This is a genomic window from Cellulophaga sp. RHA19 (assembly GCF_002813425.1).
Classification (GTDB): Bacteria; Bacteroidota; Bacteroidia; order Flavobacteriales; family Flavobacteriaceae; genus Cellulophaga.
Map to the genome: position 1 here is coordinate 2115001 of NZ_PHUL01000001.1, position 20392 is coordinate 2135392.

Genomic DNA, 20392 nt, shown 5'->3' on the forward strand with positions numbered 1-20392 from the left:
GCTTTAGATGTGCCATATATACCTGCACCAGGACCTCCTGCGGTCCAACCTGCATTAGAGGTATAATTGATGATAGAAGGGTGTTCTCCTTTTTTTAGGTAAGGTATAGCTGCTCTTGATGCAAAGAAAACTGAGTCTAAGTTTAGAGCCATAACAAACCTGTAAAATTCAGTTGTCATTTCTTCGAATCTAGATCTACCACCTAGACCACCAGCATTGTTCACTAGGACGTCTATTCTTCCATATTTCTCACCAATTTTAACTATGTTATCTGTTACAAGATCTTCTTTTGTTACATCAAAACCAACATATTCAGCTGTTATTCCTTGTTTTGTTAGTTCATTTACTCTATCAGCACCTGCTGTATCATCAATACCATTTAAAACAACAGTATATCCATCTGATCCCAATCTTTTTGCAACTTCAAAACCTATTCCGCCTGTGGCTCCTGTAACAATTGCTACTTTTCCTTTATTTTTACTCATTTTTATGTGTTTAATTTTTATTTAATTTGTTTTTCTATGTTTATATTTAATATTATTAATTTTTAGGTTTTAATGGTTGTATTTTAGGACATAATATCCAAACAGCTAATAATGCTATTATTGCTAATGCTCCACCTATTAAAAATGCAGGTGTATAGTTACCACCTTTAGTGATAAAAGTAACTAATAGCGTAAGCCCAGCTGCACCAAGTTTAGCTGCCATACCAGAAAAGCCTGAAAGAGTACCTACTATTTTTCCGCTAAAGAGATCACTTGGTAATGTTTGTATATTTCCAATTGCAATTTGAAATCCAAATAACAAAATAGCCATAATTACAACTGCAATTAATGCTGCTGTATTTCTAGCATTATTAATTTCTGATAAATAGGCAAGAGCTGCAATTCCAGAATCTGTAGGTGCTCCATATTTCGGCAATAAACGTTCTTCTTTTGTTGCTTCTGCTTTTGGTGTTTTCCAAACAGCAGATTGATATGCTTTCTTAAATGTAGGGTTAGATTTAATTTGATTAATATTTTTTCCAGCAATGTCTTGAATAAAATTTTTATCCGCTTTTAAGTCTTTAAATGCGTCATTATCCATTATCTTTTTAACTTGTGGATCAGCCATTGTTAAAGCAGCAGATTTCTCAACTCCAAAAACTCCTAAAATTTGAGGTGCACCAGGGTATTTTAATAGAATAAAACATGGAATCATTATGATACATCCCAATGTAATAACATACTTACGAGTCTTGTCTACAGTCCACGAAGAATTAAGTTTCTTTTGGGCAAGTAAACCTCCATACCATGCACCAATCATTGCACCTACATAAGGAACCCAAGCTGAAAATGCAATTTCTTTTACATTCATACCAAATACTTCAGATAGATATATAGGAATCCAAACTATAAACAACCACCATATAGGATCAAGTGCTGCCGAAGCAATTATTACACCCCAACTTTCTTTATGCTTAAGTAATTCTCCTGTATCAGGTACATAGCCATCATCATGATTACCATCTTCATCAAGATCTTGATTTTTTTGACCAGAGAGGATGTATTTTTTTTCGTCATCTGTTAGCCAAGGATGAGTTTTTGGTCCAGATTTAACAATATATAACCAAGGTAATAACCATAATAATCCAAGCAATCCTACCACTATAAATATTGACTTCCAATCTAAGTATGCAGATAACAGTCCAATTACTGGATAAGCTATAATACCACCAATTGCTGCCCCTGAATTAAAAACTCCTTGTGCAAGTGCTCTTTCTTTGGTAGGAAACCATTCTGCATTAGCTTTTGCCGCCCCTGGCCAGTTACCAGCTTCTGCTAAACCTAATATTGATCTAAAAATAGAAAAGCTTAACATTCCTTGAGCAAAGGCGTGCAGCATAGTTGCAACGGACCAAACCCCAATAGAGATGGCAAACCCAATTCTAGTGCCTATCCAGTCAAAAATTTTACCAAAAAGTGCTTGACCACTAGCATATGATATTATAAATACCGTAGATATTGTACCAAATATAACTTTATGTCCATCCTTATCCATTTCTGGGAATAAGTCTTGGGCAATGTCAGACCAAAGTGCACCAAAGGCTTGTCTGTCTATATAATTAATAACTGCAGCCAAAGCAACAAGTCCTACTACCCACCATCTTAATCCTTTTACTTTCATATTTTTTAATATATAAAAGGAGTGTATAGAATGTATAAATAGATGAATAACAATGATAATTTGTTACTTTTCTAATTATTTTTACTTCCCTCCTTAATGTGTTTTTTTATAAAAAGATACTACGTGCAATAGGTATCTCTTTACTATCATTTTTTATTTAATATTATAGCAATATTGATATAATGCATTGAAGTGTTCCTTCATTTTTTGTTTACCCAATTTTGGATCTTGTTTTTTTATAGCTTCATAAATAGCTGTATGTTCTTTAATTCCTTTAACAGTTTGGTCTTTATCACAGACGTGGTATTTTTCGAAATCTATAATTATCTGCGGTGTTATAGTTAACATAAAAGTGTTAATAGTACTATTGCCACATGCTTTTGCAATTGCTAAGTGAAACAATAAATCTTCCTGTACCGCATCTTCATTACTTAAAGCTTTAGCTTCGTAAGCGTCTAAAGCAGCCTTAATATTTATTAAATCCTCTTCTGTTCTCCTTAATGCAGCTAAACGAACCGTTTTTAATTCTAGTAAAATTCTAGTTTCTACTAGAGATTTAAAGTCTTGATTTTCTAATCTTAAAATGTCATCAATCATTCCGTTTAAAGCAATAATACCTATTTTAGCTACAAATGTTCCGCTTTGTGGAATTGATTTTAGTAAACCATAAAATTCTAATTTTTGAATAGCATCTCTTACGTTACTTCTACTAACTTCAAATTTTTCAGATAGCATACGCTCTGAAGGTAATTTATCCCCAGGCTCCAAATTTTTTAAGTTTATTAAATCTCTAATATTGCTAATTATTGAGTTTAATATTTGCTTATTATCATTTGTAGTTTGTACATCTAACTTCATAATTCAAAATTTTAAATGGCTTTAAATTGACGTCTAAAATAGTTAAGTTTAATGAGTGTTTTTCTATTTTTAATAGTTTTGTTAACACCAGGACTAACTAGGAACTGGTGCTAACAAAAACTAGAACTAACTCTACGTTTTAAACGTAACTTCAACTTTATATTTGATTTATTACTCTGTTATTTCTAACTCATAATATTTAACTTTAGCATAAGAGTTTTCATCTCTTGATTGAAAATAATTACCAGCTTTAAAATAGTTTTCAAAAACACCCCATCTTTTCATATGAATATTTTTGTATACTTTAAATTCATTATTATTTAGTGATACTATCATTTCTCCATCAGACACTTTAACTTCTATTGTAAATTTGCCAAAACCTACATTTTCTTTAAAAGTATGTCCTTCATCATCTGTCCAAGCTGTGTCATGTAAAATTTCTGTATCTGTTAAACTTAAGCTTATTAATTTTTTTGTTTTTACTCGTACTTTACCATTTTGCCAATATATTTTTAACATTGGAGGCGCATTATTGTCTTTTTGACCAATAAGTTTTTTTTGTTCATTGGTTAACCTACCGTGTATTTGCATAATAATGGTCTTGTGATATTTACCATTCCTATCTCTAGAAATATCTTCAACAGCAAGTTTTCCTTTTAAGCCTCTACCTTGTTTAAAAGTCCAGTTTACATTATTATTGCCTGGTTCCATTTGCTCCCTTAGTTCTGTTCTAGAATACTTAGTGTTAGCTGTTGTAGCAGCAGTAGGATATGCATAGAAAACAAGCGCACCAGAAACAGAATCATTATACATAAATGGCTTTAGTGTTTTGTTTGTGGCATAATTTAGTATCTCTGGTGGCTCTACTTCTATGGGTTTGCCAATAGGTAAGGTTACTTTCCAATGGCTTAAATCTATTTTTGGTAATCTGTATTTTTTCTTCTTATTTTTCTTTTTTAAAATTTTAGTATCCGATTCTACTACGCTACTTTTTGTTGTTTGGCAAGCAGCGTTAGTAGTAAGAAATACAATTGATATTATGGTTATTATTTCTCTTCGGAAATTCATTATTTTATATATTATGGTGCAGGTATAATACTAACATTATCTAAGTAAGTATCGCCAGTACTTACATTATCAATCCAAATAGCAATTTCACCTGTAGCATTTGCTTCAAATTCAAATGTAACTTCTGTAAAGTTATTTTTACCTAATGCCACATCACCATCAGCCTCAGCAATAAAACCAGTAGCTTCTAATTCATTTGCATTATCCATCCATCCGTTTAGGATACCAACTCTAACTTTATCTCCATCATTTTTAAGTGCGTAATGAAAAGTTACAATATATTTAGCGTTAGGGGTAACGGTTAAAGCTTGATAAGAAGCTCTGTCATTACCAGCGCCAGTTGCAGGGTATTTAGCACCTTGAGTTTTACCAGAAGTATTGTCAAAAGGAACAGTATAGGCACCATCACTAGTAGTTTGGTGTACTGTTGCCCCTATAATTCTCCAACAATTAGTACCGTCGTTTTTTGGGGTTTTAGGTGTACCATCTGATTGAATAAATATGCAGCCAAGTGTGTCTCCACCTTCATCAGTACCGTCTTCAAAAGCCCATTCTGATATTACTGGTGTAATTACAGTAGGAACTATAGGTTCTACCACCGTAACTGTTTCTGTGTACACACTTTTTACACCTAAATTATCTGAAGCAGTTAAGCTTACTACAAAATCACCTTCTCCAGGAAAAGTATGTTCTGGTTCTGCCTCAGTAGATGTTATTATTTCTCCAGAACTATGTGTAAATTCCCAACTGTATTGCGTTGCGCTGTTAGATTGATTACTAAAGCTATACGTTTTCCATGCATCATCTGAACCAGTATTTTGGGTAGCAGCAAAAAATGCAGTAGGAGGGGTAGCGTCTTCTATGGATGCAGTATCAGCTATATCATAATCTAAATCACAAGATGAAAAAGATATGGTTAGTAAAAAGATGGCAGTCAATAGTCCTGCTGTACCTTTTAATTTATTTATTTTTCTATTATTTTTCATAATTATATGTTTTAACTATTGTTTTTAGTAACCAGGATTTTGTGTTAATACACCTTTACTTAATCCAATTTCTCTTTGTGGAATAGGTAATAACAAATCTGTAGAAGAAAAACTATAGCCATTTTCTGTGGCAAATGCAGATAATACATTTGTTGCTTCTCCCATTCTAATTAAATCAAATAAACGCTTGTTTTCAAATGCAAGTTCTACACGTCTTTCATTTAATAATTCTTCCTTTGTAATGACTCCGTCTTCATCATCATTTAAACCAGCTCTTTCTCTAATTGCATTAAAAGATGCAAGCGCACCGCTGTTAGATGTAGATTCACCACCACCTAATATTGCTTCAACATGCAGTAAAACAACATCAGCATATCTTAAAACTATCCAATCATTACCAGATGCTTGTGCATCAGCGCTAAATGTTCTACCATTATCTCCACCATCTTCACCATTAGGCAAGTATTTAATAGCTTGGTTTTCTGTAGGTTGAAAAGGATCTATTCTGTAGGTATGTTGCGTTCTATCTCCTCCCATTTCTTCTAGAGCAGCAACTACATTTGTAGTAGCATAGTTAACGCCACTTGTTCTCCCAACAGAGTTTAACCATTCTGCTGAAAAATTTTGACTGTTATTGTTATCGCCTTGCTCGTAACCAATAGCAAAAATGATTTCATCATTACGCTCAGAAAAGAATATATCACTGTAATTATCTAGTAGGGTAAAACCTCTAGCAGGATCTAATATCTCTTCACATAATAATTGTGCTTGAGCGTAGTTTGGTGTTGGTAGAGTTAAATAGACCTTAGCTAGTAATCCTTGAGCTGCAGCTTTAGATGCTCTATCTTTAAAAGAATCATCTAAATTATCTACAGCAGTCTGTAAATCTGAAACAATTAGACTATAAATTTCAGAAGAATTAACTCTAGTAAAAGCAGTTTCAGTATCTAAAGGAGCAATAACATTTGTAACTAAAGGTATATCACCATATAGACGTACAAGGTTAAAATAAGCATATGCTCTTAAAAATTTTGCTTCACCTTCTAATTTTCCTGCAGCAGCATCAGATGCAGCATTTATGTTGTCTAAAACTATGTTAGCTCTAAATATTACATCATAAAAGCTTCTGTAATAATCTGCAACAATACCATTTGTAGATTCTATAGCAAAGCTTTCAAACTGAGCAGCTTCACCTTCCTGGCTTTTAGACCTTGTATTATCACTACGCATTTCTGTTACGTAAAACTCTACTTGAGTTGCGTGATTTAAGTTAGAGTTTGTAATTTTAGCTGCGTTTACACCTTGTAATCCGTCATAAATATTAATTACGGCAGCCTCTAGTTCTTCATCATTAGAATAAAATGCTTCTCCACTTGTTCCAGTTTTTAAGTCTGGTGATAAAAATGAATCTTCACAAGATGTAGATAAAATTGTAATGACTATTAATGTTAAAAATTTTAGTTTTTTCATGATTATATATTTTTAAATTAGTAGTTTAAAATTCTATGTTAATACCTGCTGATAGTGTACTAAACACAGGAGAACCAGCTCTTTGGTAACCATAAGTTGTAGCAGATGTTGTATTAATAGACTCTGGGTTAAAACCAGTATAATTATCTGCTGTTAGGTACATTACATTTTGTGCAGAAAGATAAATTCTAGCGCTTCTAATTTTTAATTGAGATGTAACATCTTTACTAAAGTTATATCCAAGGTTTATATTACGTAATGCTATATATGATGCATCTTGTATAATATCATTTGTAAATATTTTTTGTTTGATAAATTCTTGGTTTGGAGTACCTAAAATATAGTCTCCGGTAGGACCAGTAACAAAATCTTGAGAGCTATTAAAATGGTTAAAAATATATTGATCTCCCATATTTCTTATTTCAGCTCCATGACTTCCTTGGAACATAAAACTAAAGTCAAAATTTCCTATTTTAAAGTCATTAGACATACTCCAAACAAACTCAGGGTAAGGATTTCCTAAAATTGTTTTATCATCATCATCTATTATACCATCACCATTTAAATCTTTTACATATACATCTTGTGCTTCTGCTCCTACAGGGTGAAAAGGGTTTTTTAGAAATTCTAAAGGAATATCTCTTTCTACAACCCATCCATAAAATGATGAAATAGGGTTACCTTCTAAGTTAATCCATTCTGCAGCTCTTTTAGAATCTACATTTTGAATTTGTCCGTTGGAGTCAGCAAAGTCTGTTAATTCATTTTTATTAGTAGATGTAATAAAAGTTGTAGTCCATTTAAATTTAGGGCCAGCAACATTTCTTGTTCTTAATTCTACTTCTATACCAGAGTTTTCTACTTCTCCTATGTTAACAAGAGCATTTGTAAAGCCTGTTGTAGATGCAATAGGGTTGTTTAACAGTAACTGGTCACTAGTTCTTTTGTAGTAATCTACAGAACCAGATAATACATTGTTAAAGAAACCAAAATCAACACCAGGATTAAACTCTACTTGTCTTTCCCATTTTAAATCTGGATTAGATATGTTTAAAGGGTTAGCAGCATTTGTAACAGCTCCGCCGGTTACACCAGAAGCAATAGAGTTGTCTATTAAAGATAAATAAGGGTAATTGTTAATTAAGTTGTTTCCTGTTCTAAAAGAGTTATTACCAGTTACACCATAACTAACCCTAAATTTAAGGTTGTTAATTACATCACTATTTTTTAAGAAATTTTCTCTAGAAATGTTCCAACCCAAAGAGCCGGCAAAGAAATTACCATATTTATTATTTGGTCCAAATACAGATGCACCATCTCTTCTAAAGCTAAAAGAAGCTAAATATTTATCTGCATAAGCATAATTTACTCTTGTAAAAAAAGATAATAAAGTACTTTCGTATTCTTCTTCATATTCGTTTGTAATATCGTCTTGGTTAATGTAACGAGAACTATCATCTGTATAACCTTGAGAACTAATAGTTTCAAACTCTGTTTTATATTTTTCGCCAGAAGCACCTAAAACAACACCAAAGTCATGCTTATCAAATGTTTTATTGTATGATAATACGTTATCTAAGGCTAAATGCTGTGTTCTTGTATTTGTGCTATCTAATTGTGCTGCACTAGCACCGTTTCTGTTAGATTCTACACCTTGCCATCTTTGTTGTCTGTATCTTTGGTAATCTCCAGATAACGTTGTTTTAAAGCTTAAATCGTCGTTAATTTTGTATTTAGCGTAGAAGCTTCCTAAAATTTTACTTCTGTAATCTCTTCTATCTCTTTCTAATACTTTAGCAGCAGGATTTGTATTAGAGGTATTACTAATGTTTGTGCCACCACTATCTGCATTAACAGGAGCCCCAGCATCTAAGTCATATCCATCAAAATGGTATTGTAAAGCATAATCACCTACTTGTACGTCTGCCCATTTACCACCATCTTGTACTCTGTTTACAAATTGTATTGTGTTTTCATCGTGGTATACTGGCAACCAAGATGGTTGTCTTAATATATCGTGTGTAGATCCATCAAAACGTCTACGTTCTGTGTAAGATGGAGTAGCACTAAGACCAACTGTTAAATTATCTGTAACATCATAATCTAATCTAAGTTTTACACTGTACTTTTTAAAATCATCAGTTAATAAAACACCTTCATCATGATTGTAGTTTAAGTTTGTGCTAAATCTTAATTTATCATTACCACCTCTAATACCTAAAGAATGATTTGTAATAATACCACCATCAAAAATAATATCTTGCCAGTTTGTATCTACACCTATTAGTTGCTTGTATTTAGTACGATCTGATAGGCCATGCGTAAATTGTAATTCTGCAGCAGCAGTAGCCGCGACAGTAGAGTAATAAGCATCACTTTGTCTAGCAGTTTTAACACCAGTTAAAGTAGAGTAACTAAATCTAGTTTCTCCAGATTTACCAGATTTTGTTGTAATCTGAATAATACCATTACCACCTCTAGAACCATAAATTGCACCTGAAGCAGCATCCTTTAAAATCTCAAAAGATTCTACATCATTCATATCTAAAGAACCTAAGTAATCGTTTGGTACAACAACACCATCTACAACAACTAAAGGACCAGAGTTACCAGTAATAGAACCCGTACCTCTAATTCTAATAGTAGGGTCAGAACCAGCTTCACCTTCTGTAGCTTGTATGTTAACACCAGATACTTGCCCTACTAAGGCATCATCTACCCTAGAAACGGCAATCTGACCTAAATCTTCGTTTAATACCTTAGAAATAGACCCTGTTAAGTGAGATTTTTTTTGTGTTCCGTAACCAATAACTACAACTTCTTCTAGTTTACTAGCATCTTCTTCTAATGATACATTTAAGTTTTTTTGATCTGCAATTGTAATAGATTTTGTAACAAACCCTATGTAAGAAAACTGTAGTATGTCTCCTTTTTTTACTTTAAGTTCATAATTACCATCAAAATCTGTTGTAGTTCCTGCAGTAGTGTTTTTAATAATAATGTTAACACCAAGAATAGGTAAGTTGTCTGCCGTAGAAACGACCTTTCCTTTTACCGAAAAACTTTCTTGTGCTAAAGTTATAACACTGTAAAAGAGTGTTATGACTAAAATTAGCTTTGTTTTTAAGTTCATAATTAATTGTTTAGTTTAATTGAGTTAATATGGTGCAGTACTTAAAAAACCATTATCTCTAGGCCTAAAGCAAAATATTATTACTTTTGCAAAAGAATATGTTTTTTATACTACATATTTAATACTTCCCTCCAAAGAAGTAGTTACTAAAAAGGATAGGCGTGCACCTGTCCTTTTTTTTGTGCTCATCTTAATTTGGTTAACCAAACTGGTTAACCAGTTTATACTTTTCGAATATATGCAAAAATTTTGTTAAAAAAAAATTAAATGCTCATTAATAAGTTTTTTTGTAAAACTCTCTATATTAGGGCTAAAGGCATTTTATTTTTTTCATATCAATAAATTATGTTAATTGTAAGTGTAAGGACCTACCCAATTAAATTCTTTATTATTTATTGTGATTGAATGTGCTGTAGATTTGTCTGGGTTTGTATTAGATAAAATAAATAGTTTAGATTGTTTGTTGTTATTTGTAATACGTATTGCGGTATAGTCTTTACTATTTAAAAGGGTTTCTATTTTAGCTATACTACTATATGCATTTACAGAGAACTCTGATACAGGACTGTAGCTACCATGTGCTTCTATGGCATTTACGTATAATGCATTTTTAGTATTATTTTTTCTGATGATTAAAGTAGGATCTCTTCTTAAGTTATACTCTGGATCGTTAGCACCAATTCTAGCAAAAATAATTTTGTCTGTTGCTTGTGTAGCAGATGTTAATGTATAAAATACATTATTGTGCATCCAATTAAATTTTAAATTACTATTTGGTGCATCTGCTAAAGCCTCTACAAATAAATGTTGGTAACCATTTTTGTCTCCCAATGTTTTTAATGTAGCTTGTTGTGTATACTTAAAGTTTGTTTGCATTATTTGACCTTTGTAATAAAAAGGCAAATCGTACTTGTTTGATGAGCTACCAGTAACATTAAAAATATCTAAAACAAATGGCTCATTAATAAACAAAGAGTCTGAAACTATAGCCAAAGTTCTGTGTAATTCTGTGTTAGGATATGCGTTATTTTCTTTAGCGCTAACTACTGTAATTTTTTTAGAAACATTAAATAAGTATTGGTTAGAATGGTTTTTACTACCTAAACTATACTTACCATTAAAATGAGAAGTTTGGTTTTGTATAATGGTATTATGTGCTATTGTTTGTTTTGCCCAAGTAGTATTTTCTTTTAAGTAATTACCACCACCTTTTTGTTCTATGTTAACAAATCTTGCTAAACCATAATCTTGTACAACCTCTGTACCATCATTAAACATAAAAAAAGATAATTTGTCATAATGACCGTGACTAAGACCTTGTGCTGTATATTTAAATATAACTTCTAAATTGTTGTTACGCAATACACTAATGCCACCTTGTTTACCATTGGGACCATCTGTTAAAGTAATAGATTTTTTTGTAAAAGGTTTCTCTAAATTATTTTTTAAACCTAATGCAACAGCTAAACCCGTATCATCTAAATTAACTTTATTTTGTTTTTTAGCAATACTTAGTAGTTCTGGGTTGTTGCCTCCGTAATGATAAGCAATATCTACAGCGGTTACTAATTCTCTAGAGTAGTAAGACATTCCTTTTTGCGCATCATTAATTGTGTAAAACTCTCCGTCTTTATCAGTAAGGTTTATTAATGCTTCTACTGCTTTTGTTAACACTGCGTTTTTATGCTCAAAAATTTTAAGTTCTGGTTTTTTGTTTTCTAATGCTTGTGCAAAAATTAAAAACGGGTACATAGCATATCTTTGGTAATAAGGACCTTCAGTATAATATCCGTCAGGAGAAAAAGGCTCATCTAAATTTGCTAAAAAGCCAACTTTTTGATCTTTATTTTTTATAAATCCACCATCATCATCTTTTAAATTAGCAGCAATAGAATCTGTTTTTAATCCGTAAAGTGCTTTTTGCAAAAGCTCATCATTATCCATAACCAATGCAATCATCCCAACTGCAACATTACCCCAAGTACTGTGGTTATGTACTCTATTAAAAAATTGAGGATTTTCTTTTGATATAAAATTAGCAAACGGAATAAATAAATCGTTTTCTAAATGTTCTCTTTCTTCTTTAGATAACCAATTGTAAATACAATCGTAAGCTTGACTAGCATATACCAACCAATTAGAGTCATTTAAACATTGCCAAAAAAGTTTACCTCTTGCATAAGACCTTTCTTGTGGGTGTAAAGGTAGTGTAGGGTACAACTTTGCATACTCTAAAAACATATCTCTAACGTATACTGCGTATTTCTCATCATCTAAAATTTGATAAAGCACACCAGCTTTTTGTAGTATTAGAAAGTTTTTTTTGTGCTGTTCATGTGTATAACCGCCAGAAAAATCTTTTGGAACAGGAACGTCTATACCTTTACTAATTTCAGCATCTACTTCTTGTTTAACATCTTCTAAAGTTTTGTCAAACAAAGGAATTGTTCCTAACTGAGCTTTAATATTTTTTACACCTTCTTTAGTTAGTATTAAACTTGGGTGATTAGTTGTTGCTTGTTCTGTTGCTGTTGTAGCAGTTACTTTATCTTTTTTACAAGCAAAAAGACTTAATACCAATACAAAACAGATGTATTTTTTTAAAAACATTAGTTAGTTGTTTATAATTAAGCCTAAATTTTTACCATCTGTAGCCTTACTAGCAAGATCAGAGTTGGTAGATAATGCATAAGAACCCTCTTTAAAGCCAGGATCTAAGGTCCATAAGTTTTCTACATTATATTTTTGGTCTCCTGTAATTTCTAAACCTTCAGACTTGTAAAAATTATTATTTAAAATATTTACAATAGGTTCACCAACCACCAAATGCATTTTTAAAGACTTGGTTTTATTAAAAATATTATTAGTAATGGTGTTTACTTGTACTCCATAAAGATTAATTGCGGCATTATACTTGTTTCTTTTACCGTAACCAATAGCATCAAAAGTATTGTGGTCTAATTCTAAAAACGGCCCAAAAGTACTCTCGTCCTTGCCGCCTCTATGTAAACTTAAAACAGCACCATTTACATTGCTAAAGCTATTATTTTTTAAAATTACATACTCAGCATTATAAATTCCAATATCCTCTGTCTCTTTGTCTAATGCCAAAACATTACCACTAATAGTATTAAATTTAGAGTTTTTAATACTAATTGTATCTGCAAATGTGTTTTTGTAAACCATTACAGCATCAAAAGAATGGTTAACATCTAAATTTACAAAGTCACAATTATCTATAAACAATTTGTAATTTTTGTTCATAGAATATTTACTGGTCGTAATAACAGAATTTCCTGTCCTGTCAGGGGCGTTTTCACCATCAAAATTAATTCCTTTTAGATTTAAACTACCTCCATTTTTAATTTCAAAAAGTGTTTTCTTTTCAAATAAAATAGTTGGTTTTTCTGTTGAGTTAGAAACAAAACTCAAAGGATGATTAATGGCTATTGTTTTAGATAACGTGTAAGGTTCGCTAGCGCTAAGTTCTAATACATCTCCTGCTGAAGAGTTATTTACTGCCTCAAACAAAGTGTTTAAACCAGCTTTTACTTTTATGGTTTGTCCAGAGCCAAAAGCAACTGTTGTATCTTCTTTAGAGTACCAATTTACGCCAGTGTTTTCTTTTTTTAGAATAGCAGCTGGTAATGTAGCTCCAGTATTTAAATTAGTATTAGTAGGAACCAACAAGCCATCTGCATTCTTGTTCCAACTTATTTCTTTAGCCTCAAAACCAGTTTCACTAATTGGTTTAATATTTTTACTTATGATGTTATTTTTAAAGGCAATACCACTTATGTCATCATAAACAGTAAAAATATTATCTTTATTTTCATTATAAAAAATGTTGTTTTCCATAACACAGTTTTCTGGTGGAGCACTACGTTCTGCATCACTACCAGCGCAAAGTTGTATATGATTACTGTTTACAAAAGTGTTATTTTTTATAACAGCATCTTTTGCTTGATCATATCTGTTAATAGGGGAGTTGTAAATTCCGTTCATTATTACAAACGCACCTCTAAAGCGATAACCAGTTAATCCAATACCATAATTATTAACCACAGTTTGTTCACCATTTATTACTCTTATACCACCGGTACTAGGTTTGTTGTTACCAATAAAAATATTACCATCTACCATTGTTCTATTTCCGTGGCGCATAGTAAGTGTACCTGTACATTCGTAAAAAACGTTACTTTTATATGTGTTTTGACAAGATTTGTTTGATATTATTTCATGTTCACCATTACATCTATCAAAATAATTATTTTCTACAATAGTGTTTGAGTTTGTTCTAGAAAAGTGACTAGTTCCTATACGTAAAGTTTCTCCGCCGTTAGAACCTAAGTTTTGTCTAGGGCCAAAATAATTATGGTCTATTTTATGATCGTTTTCTTGACTTTCCTTTGTATTTAGTCTCACCGTCATAGTTACACCTCTGTTTTTTTTACCAGAAAGATGATTATGATCTATTCTATTGTTTTTACCATAAATTGCAACCCAAGTATCTGGTTCATGACGTTCTGGGTTACTAAAGTTATCTATAACACATTCTGTTAGCCTAACATTATTTGCTAGTGTTTTAGAATCTTCTTTAAAAGAGATTACTTCATTAGTAGGAGTATAACCATTTTTAAAAACTAATCCTTTAATAATTAGGTGTTCTCCAGAAATACGTAAATTAGATTGTCCTTCTAATGTAACTTTTCCTTTTTCTTCTACAGTCAAAGTAATAGGCTTTTCTGCAGTTCCTTTAGCAGCAAAAAGAAGCTCGGTATTATTCCATACACCATTTGCTAGTGTTAGTACATCGCCAGGTTGTGCTTTTTTTACTGCAGAGTTAAATTGTTCTACATTAGATATTGTATTCTTTTTTTCGGTACAAGATATAATACTAAAAAGTACTATAAATGCTATATATAACGTATGTTTTTGCATAAAAATATAAATTGGTTAACCAGATTGGTTTACCAAATATAAAAATTATAAATTAAAAACGTAATTTATTGGCTTTTAATTTATTAAATACATAAAAAATAAGCCCTAAAAATATGTAGTTGATAATGCGTTATTTAGGTGTTAATTTTACGCTAGTCCTTTGTTAATACTAAGGTAGCGGAAGATATCACTCTTATGAATGGCAAAATTATGTAAATAAGAAATTTAACTTTATAACAGAAAAGTTATAGAAAGTTAAAAAATGTTTGGGGTGTATTTTTGTGAGCGAAACATTAAAAAGAGTACTGGTTTTATTTTATCTCCTAATTTAGACCTTAAAATTTTAAAAGCTTTTGTTATTTGGCCCTCTACAGTTTTAATAGTAACATCCATTTTATGCGCTATTTCCATATTAGATAGTCCATCTTCTTTACTTAGTAAAAATGTTTTTTTACAGCGTGGAGGTAAGTTTTGTATTTCTATTTTTAGTAATTCAATTTGCTTTTTTAATAAGGCTTCGTTTTCATCTTTAATAAGTTCTTCTAATGCATTTACATGTTCTACTTCAAAAGCTAATATTTTTTTATCTTTTCTATATTGACTAATAAACTCATTATAACAGCATTTGTACAAAAATCTTTTTAGAGAAGTAATGGCTTCTATTTTATCTCTTTTTTCCCAAAGTCTAATAAAAATATTTTGCACTATATCTTTAGCTCCGTCAGAATCATTACAAAAGCTGTAAACGTATAAACATAGGGGGTGGTGGTAGGTATCCATTAAATAAGATAGCGCTTTTTCGTTCCCATTTTTTAATTCTTTTTTTAACTCTTTTTCATTAGTAAACATCTCTTTCATTTTGTTAAAAATTAATATTAATCGTTGCAATGTAAAAAAAAAATTAAAAAAACGTTGGGGTAGTGTTAAATAGTTGCGTCATTTATATAAAAGCGCATAGGAATGCCAAAATCAGAAAAAATAGAAAAAATAATAACCAAGTATTTATCAAAATCTACCACTAAAAAAGATTTAGATAAATTATTAGACGCATTAAAAAGTGAGTCTACTAAAGAACTATTTAAAAGCTATATAAAGACTAATTATTTAGTTGATTATCACATGAAAGATTTTCAAACAGAAGAAGAAAAAGAAAAATTATTTAAGTTATTAAATAGTAACACTAAAATTTTAAAAAAGAAAAAGCAATTTCAGTTTTTAAAATATGCAGCTTTATTTGCTGTTTTGGTGAGTTTAGCGAGTTATTATTGGATTTCTAAGAAAAACTTTAATATGGCTGATGATGTAATTGTATCTCAAGAGCAGAGTGTATTACCTGGCTCTTCTAAGGCTATTTTAACTTTAGAAGATGGTTCTGATATAGTTTTACATAAAGACAGTGTATATACTAACACAAATAGTAGTGCTGTAAAAAATAAACTTATCTACTCTAAAAAAACAAGTGAGGAATTAGCTCAAGTAAAGTATAATTTTTTAACTGTACCAAGAGGAGGGCAGTACTATGTAAAACTTGCAGATGGTACTGCAGTGTGGATTAATTCTGATTCTCAGTTAAAATACCCAACAAGTTTTAAAAGTGGTGAGACAAGAAAAGTAGAGTTAGTGTACGGAGAAGCTTATTTTGATGTATCCCCTAGCACAGAACATAATGGTAGTAGGTTTAAGGTTTTATCTAAATACCAAGAAGTTGAGGTTTTAGGAACAGAGTTTAATATTAAAGCTTATAATGATGAGTCTTATGTGTATACCACATTAGTAGAGGGCAAAGTATCACTAACAGCAAATGCAAAACAAGATATTTTAAAGCCAAATGAGCAAGTTACACTTAATGTAGATACTAAAGAGTATGCTAAAAATATAGTAGATGTTTATGATGTTACCTCTTGGAAAAATGGAGTATTTAGTTTTAAAAGAAAGCCGCTAAAAGAGATAACAAAAGTCTTGTCTCGTTGGTATAATGTAGATTTTAAGTTTACTAATAAAGAGATAGAAGACGTTAAGTTTATGGGAGTAGTTAGTAAAGATTCTCCTTTAGAAGATATATTGTTATCAATTAAAAATTCAGGATTTATTAAATCATATCAAATAGATAAAACAAGTGTAACCTTAAATTAAATATAAAAAAGTAGCGAAAAAAAAGAACAGAGTCTATGCCGTGGAAAGTTAAGACCCTGTCCCTTAAAAAATTATTAATTAATTAACCAAATGGTTTAACCAACTAACACTCAAATTTATGAAAATAAAAATTATTAACCCCATTTACTTTCGAAAGAGAGCAGGTGTCTTGAAGTTTATTATGAGAATATTTCTGTTTCTATTTTGTACAACCGTATTTAGTTTTACTTCTAATGAAGTATTTTCTCAGAACGCCAAGGTGTTTATAGAAAAAGACAAAGTAATATCTGTAGACGAGGCATTTACTATTATTAGAAACCAAACCGACTATACATTTCTTTACCACGAGGATTTATTTAAAGACTTTCCTTCAATAGTGGTAAAAAAAGGAAGTATAAGAACCAATGAGTTATTAAGTAACTTTTTTGAATTGAAAGGGTACCATTTTTCGTTGACCAAAAACAACACTATTATAATTAGTTCTAAACCAGCTTTAAGTCAGCAAAAAATTACAGGTAAAATTACAGATGTAAACGGTGTACCATTGTTAGGCGTTACAGTTTTACTAAGAGGAACTAGAGATGGTGTTGTTACAGATTTTGATGGTAATTACAGTATAAATGTAAGTAAAGGTAATACTTTAGTGTACTCATATATAGGCTTTGATACAGTAGAAAAAATAGTAGGCGCAGAAACTACTTTAAATATTGTAATGAAAAGAAATGCGACACAGTTAGACGAAGTAGTTTTAAGTACCGGTTACCAAAAAATATCAAAAGAACGAGCTACAGGTTCTTTTGACAAGGTAGATTCTAAAGTGCTAGATACTAAAGTGTCGCAAAGTATTTTAAATAAAATAGAAGGAGAATTGTCTGGCCTTTTATTTGATGATGTAGATGGCCCAGTAATTAGAGGTATAGGTTCCTTAGAAGTTGCACCTACACCATTAATTGTTGTAGACGGTTTTCCTATATCTCAGGGTATAGAATCTATTAACCCTAATGATGTAAAAGATATTACAGTGCTAAAAGATGCCGCAGCAGCATCTATTTGGGGTATTAGAGCAGCAAATGGTGTTATTGTAATTACTACTAAAAAAGGAAATAGAAGTAGAAAACCAGTAATAGAGTTTTCAACAAACTACTCTATAACGCCCAAAAATAATTTAGAGGATTTAAAATATGCTTCTACCAATAGTTTTTTAGAGTTTGAAAAGCATAGAGCAGATAATGAGTGGAGTTTGTTACCAGAGGGTAATAATCAGCCTGCATTAGGAGCTGGTATAGAAACATATTTAAAATTAAATGAAGGATTAATTTCCCAGGCAGAAGCAGATGCTATTATTAATAGTTTAAGAGGGTTAGATAGTCGTAAAGAGTTTCAGAACTTGTTTATGAACGATTCTTATTGGTCTCAGTATAATTTTGCAATTAGTGGAGGAGGAAAAAATAGTGTGTATAGAAGTTCTATATCATACAATAAAAATGAAAATAATAATTTTTTTAAGAATAATGACTCAGACCAACTAATTGCAAATTTAAGAGGCATTTTTAACGTAACTCCTAAGCTAACAATTTCTAATGATTTTAATTTTACTTCTAGTAAAAGAGAATCAAACGGTATGTCAAGCGGAGATTATAGTAATCTTTTTCAATACCAAAATATTTTAGATGCTAATGGCAACCAAGTAGCGCAACCATATGGATTAGGACAAGATTTTAAAGATGAAAAAGTAGCAAGTGGTTACCCATATAATTGGGATCATAATTTAATGCAGGAATTTAATAATAAAGATAATTCTATAGAAGGTACCTCTATACGTATACAAACTGCTGTAGATTATAAAATACTAGATAATTTATCTGTTAGAGGATCTTACCAATATGAGTGGAACAATTCAGAAGGAAATTCTCTTTTTAATGAAAATACATATTATGTTAGAGACCTTGTAAATACATATACAAGAGTAGAAAATGGTGAATTTATTAACCATGTAAATAAAGGAAGTATTTACCGTTTTAACAACGCAACAAATAAAACAAGACAAGGAAGAATACAATTAAATTATAACGAGTCTTTTAATGATAATAAGCATAGAGTAACAGCATTAGCAGGGTATGAACTAAGGCAGGTTAAAAATACATTTAATAATAATACATTATATGGTTTTGATCCACAAGCATTAACTTCTGCATCTATAGCATTTGGAGAAAGGGTGCCTGTTACAAGCAGTGGAGTAAACCCTACTAGGGCTTTATTAAACCCATCATCTGTAGCATATGAAGAAAATAGATATGTGTCTTACTATGCAAACGGTGCGTATACTTATTTAAACAAGTATACATTAACTGGTAGTATTAGATTAGATGATACCAATTTGTTTGGAGCAAGTAAAGATTATAGAAACATACCTCTATACTCTATAGGTGGTAAATGGGATATTAATAATGAAGGTTTTTTTAAAGGAAAGGTATTTAATACCCTTTCTTTAAGAGGTACATACGGTGTTAATGGTAATGTAGACCGTAATACAGGTCCTTATTTAATTGCAGGAAACTCTAGAAACTATGTGACAGATGTAGAGTTTGCTTACATTAGAAATGTTAAAAATCCTGAGTTGCGTTTAGAAAAAGTTTATGTAACTAATTTAGGAATAGATTTTGGTTTGTTTAATAATACCATAAGTGGTAATGTAGATTATTATCATAAAAAAAGTACAGATTTATTATCTCCAGTTTCTTTTCCGTCTGTTTATGGGTTTAATAATGCCACAATTAATGTTGGTGAAATGGAAAACGAAGGTGTAGATGTTAATTTGAACATTAATGTTGCTCAAAAAACAGATCTTAAATATAATACAACACTACGCTTTAGTCATAACAAAAATACAGTTACAAAAGTAGATGTTCCAGAGGAAACAGTAACAACATATTTAAGAGGGCAACCTTTAGTTGGTAATCCTTTAAGATATATTTATAGTTATAAATCTGCAGGTTTAGACGCAAACGGAGATCCGTTAACATTAAACGAAAACGGAGAATTAGTAAATGTAGATGGTAAAGTAAATGTTGCTGGGACCTTAGAAGAAGCTGCTATAGAAAATACAGATGCTTTAGTATACAGCGGTACAACAACACCTAAATATTATGGTTCATGGGTAAACAATATTAGTTACAAAAACTTTTATGTAAGAACATTAGTTACCTATAAGTTAGGACACGTATTTAGAAACACTAATATTCTAGATTATACAAATGCGTCATCTTATATAACAGCTAATATTCATTCAGATTTTGAAAATAGATGGCAAAACCCTGGAGACGAAAACACTACAAGTATACCTAGGTTACCATTGCTTCGTTCTGATGCTTATAAGTTAGGTTACTCTTATTACGCTTCTGGAGATCAATTTGTAGATTCTGCATCACACATTAGATTTAAAGAAATAATTCTTGGTTATAATTTTGATAAAAAGGTATTAAAAAATACAGGGATAGATGCTTTTAAGGTTAGTTTACAAGCAACAAATATTGGTTTAATAAACTTTAATAAATGGAATGAAGATCCAGAAAGTTTTGTCTTACCTACCACACCTACTTTTACTCTAAACTTTTCATTTAATTTTTAAAATACAGTA

The 20392-nt window shown here is 31.0% G+C and carries 12 protein-coding genes (1 of these 12 cut by a window edge); 2 read left to right on the forward strand and 10 right to left on the reverse strand.

The genetic code is table 11. The features are described from left to right. The 10 genes from AX016_RS09355 to AX016_RS09400 all read right to left on the reverse strand — a co-directional run. Positions 1-485, reverse strand: the 5' portion of a protein-coding gene (locus AX016_RS09355; RefSeq protein WP_100895346.1) for an SDR family NAD(P)-dependent oxidoreductase. 280 nt of this gene lie to the left of the window's left edge; only the first 485 of its 765 coding nucleotides appear in the window; its start codon is at positions 483-485; the stop codon falls past the left edge of the window. A 55-nt stretch (positions 486-540) separates the two neighbouring features. Beyond that, positions 541-2166, reverse strand: a complete 1626-nt coding sequence (locus AX016_RS09360; protein ID WP_100895347.1) for an MFS transporter — start codon at positions 2164-2166, stop codon at positions 541-543. A gap of 153 nt (positions 2167-2319) precedes the next feature. Beyond that, positions 2320-3024, reverse strand: coding sequence for a FadR/GntR family transcriptional regulator (locus AX016_RS09365; protein ID WP_100895348.1), 705 nt, complete (start codon positions 3022-3024; stop codon positions 2320-2322). A 171-nt stretch (positions 3025-3195) separates the two neighbouring features. Then, positions 3196-4095 (reverse strand): polysaccharide lyase family 7 protein, encoded by a 900-nt coding sequence (locus tag AX016_RS09370; protein ID WP_232732658.1) that lies wholly within the window; start codon positions 4093-4095, stop codon positions 3196-3198. An 8-nt stretch (positions 4096-4103) separates the two neighbouring features. After that, positions 4104-5078, reverse strand: a complete 975-nt coding sequence (locus AX016_RS09375) for a PKD domain-containing protein (RefSeq protein ID WP_100895350.1) — start codon at positions 5076-5078, stop codon at positions 4104-4106. A 24-nt stretch (positions 5079-5102) separates the two neighbouring features. Further along, entirely contained in the window at positions 5103-6548 is a 1446-nt protein-coding gene (locus AX016_RS09380; RefSeq protein ID WP_100895351.1) for a RagB/SusD family nutrient uptake outer membrane protein, read from the reverse strand. A 25-nt stretch (positions 6549-6573) separates the two neighbouring features. Beyond that, the gene (locus AX016_RS09385) at positions 6574-9681 is read right to left on the reverse strand and encodes a SusC/RagA family TonB-linked outer membrane protein (RefSeq protein ID WP_100895352.1); all 3108 of its coding nucleotides are present in this window, start codon (positions 9679-9681) and stop codon (positions 6574-6576) included. 348 nt (positions 9682-10029) lie between these two features. Further along, positions 10030-12291, reverse strand: coding sequence for a heparinase II/III domain-containing protein (locus tag AX016_RS09390; protein WP_100895353.1), 2262 nt, complete (start codon positions 12289-12291; stop codon positions 10030-10032). A 3-nt stretch (positions 12292-12294) separates the two neighbouring features. Then, on the reverse strand, positions 12295-14622 hold the full coding sequence (locus tag AX016_RS09395; RefSeq protein ID WP_100895354.1) for a polysaccharide lyase 6 family protein: 2328 nt from the start codon (positions 14620-14622) through the stop codon (positions 12295-12297). A 255-nt stretch (positions 14623-14877) separates the two neighbouring features. Next, positions 14878-15480, reverse strand: coding sequence for an RNA polymerase sigma factor (locus AX016_RS09400; protein WP_100895355.1), 603 nt, complete (start codon positions 15478-15480; stop codon positions 14878-14880). Positions 15481-15582: 102 nt separating this feature from the next. Between AX016_RS09400 and AX016_RS09405 the strand changes: the two genes are divergently transcribed. Together AX016_RS09405 and AX016_RS09410 are read left to right on the forward strand one after the other, a co-directional pair. After that, on the forward strand, positions 15583-16755 hold the full coding sequence (locus AX016_RS09405; protein WP_100895356.1) for a FecR family protein: 1173 nt from the start codon (positions 15583-15585) through the stop codon (positions 16753-16755). A gap of 118 nt (positions 16756-16873) precedes the next feature. Then, positions 16874-20383 carry a SusC/RagA family TonB-linked outer membrane protein gene (locus AX016_RS09410; RefSeq protein WP_100895357.1) on the forward strand — a complete coding sequence of 1170 codons (3510 nt, stop codon included), beginning with the start codon at positions 16874-16876 and terminating at the stop codon, positions 20381-20383. Positions 20384-20392: the final 9 nt, after the last annotated feature.

Coding starts and splice junctions, on each gene's coding strand:
- AX016_RS09380 (WP_100895351.1), bottom strand. CDS start 6,548: ATGAAAAAACTAAAATTTTTAACATTAATAGTCATTACAATTTTATCT.
- AX016_RS09375 (WP_100895350.1), bottom strand. CDS start 5,078: ATGAAAAATAATAGAAAAATAAATAAATTAAAAGGTACAGCAGGACTA.
- AX016_RS09385 (WP_100895352.1), bottom strand. CDS start 9,681: ATGAACTTAAAAACAAAGCTAATTTTAGTCATAACACTCTTTTACAGT.
- AX016_RS09405 (WP_100895356.1), top strand. CDS start 15,583: ATGCCAAAATCAGAAAAAATAGAAAAAATAATAACCAAGTATTTATCA.
- AX016_RS09360 (WP_100895347.1), bottom strand. CDS start 2,166: ATGAAAGTAAAAGGATTAAGATGGTGGGTAGTAGGACTTGTTGCTTTG.
- AX016_RS09410 (WP_100895357.1), top strand. CDS start 16,874: ATGAAAATAAAAATTATTAACCCCATTTACTTTCGAAAGAGAGCAGGT.
- AX016_RS09365 (WP_100895348.1), bottom strand. CDS start 3,024: ATGAAGTTAGATGTACAAACTACAAATGATAATAAGCAAATATTAAAC.
- AX016_RS09390 (WP_100895353.1), bottom strand. CDS start 12,291: ATGTTTTTAAAAAAATACATCTGTTTTGTATTGGTATTAAGTCTTTTT.
- AX016_RS09395 (WP_100895354.1), bottom strand. CDS start 14,622: ATGCAAAAACATACGTTATATATAGCATTTATAGTACTTTTTAGTATT.
- AX016_RS09400 (WP_100895355.1), bottom strand. CDS start 15,480: ATGAAAGAGATGTTTACTAATGAAAAAGAGTTAAAAAAAGAATTAAAA.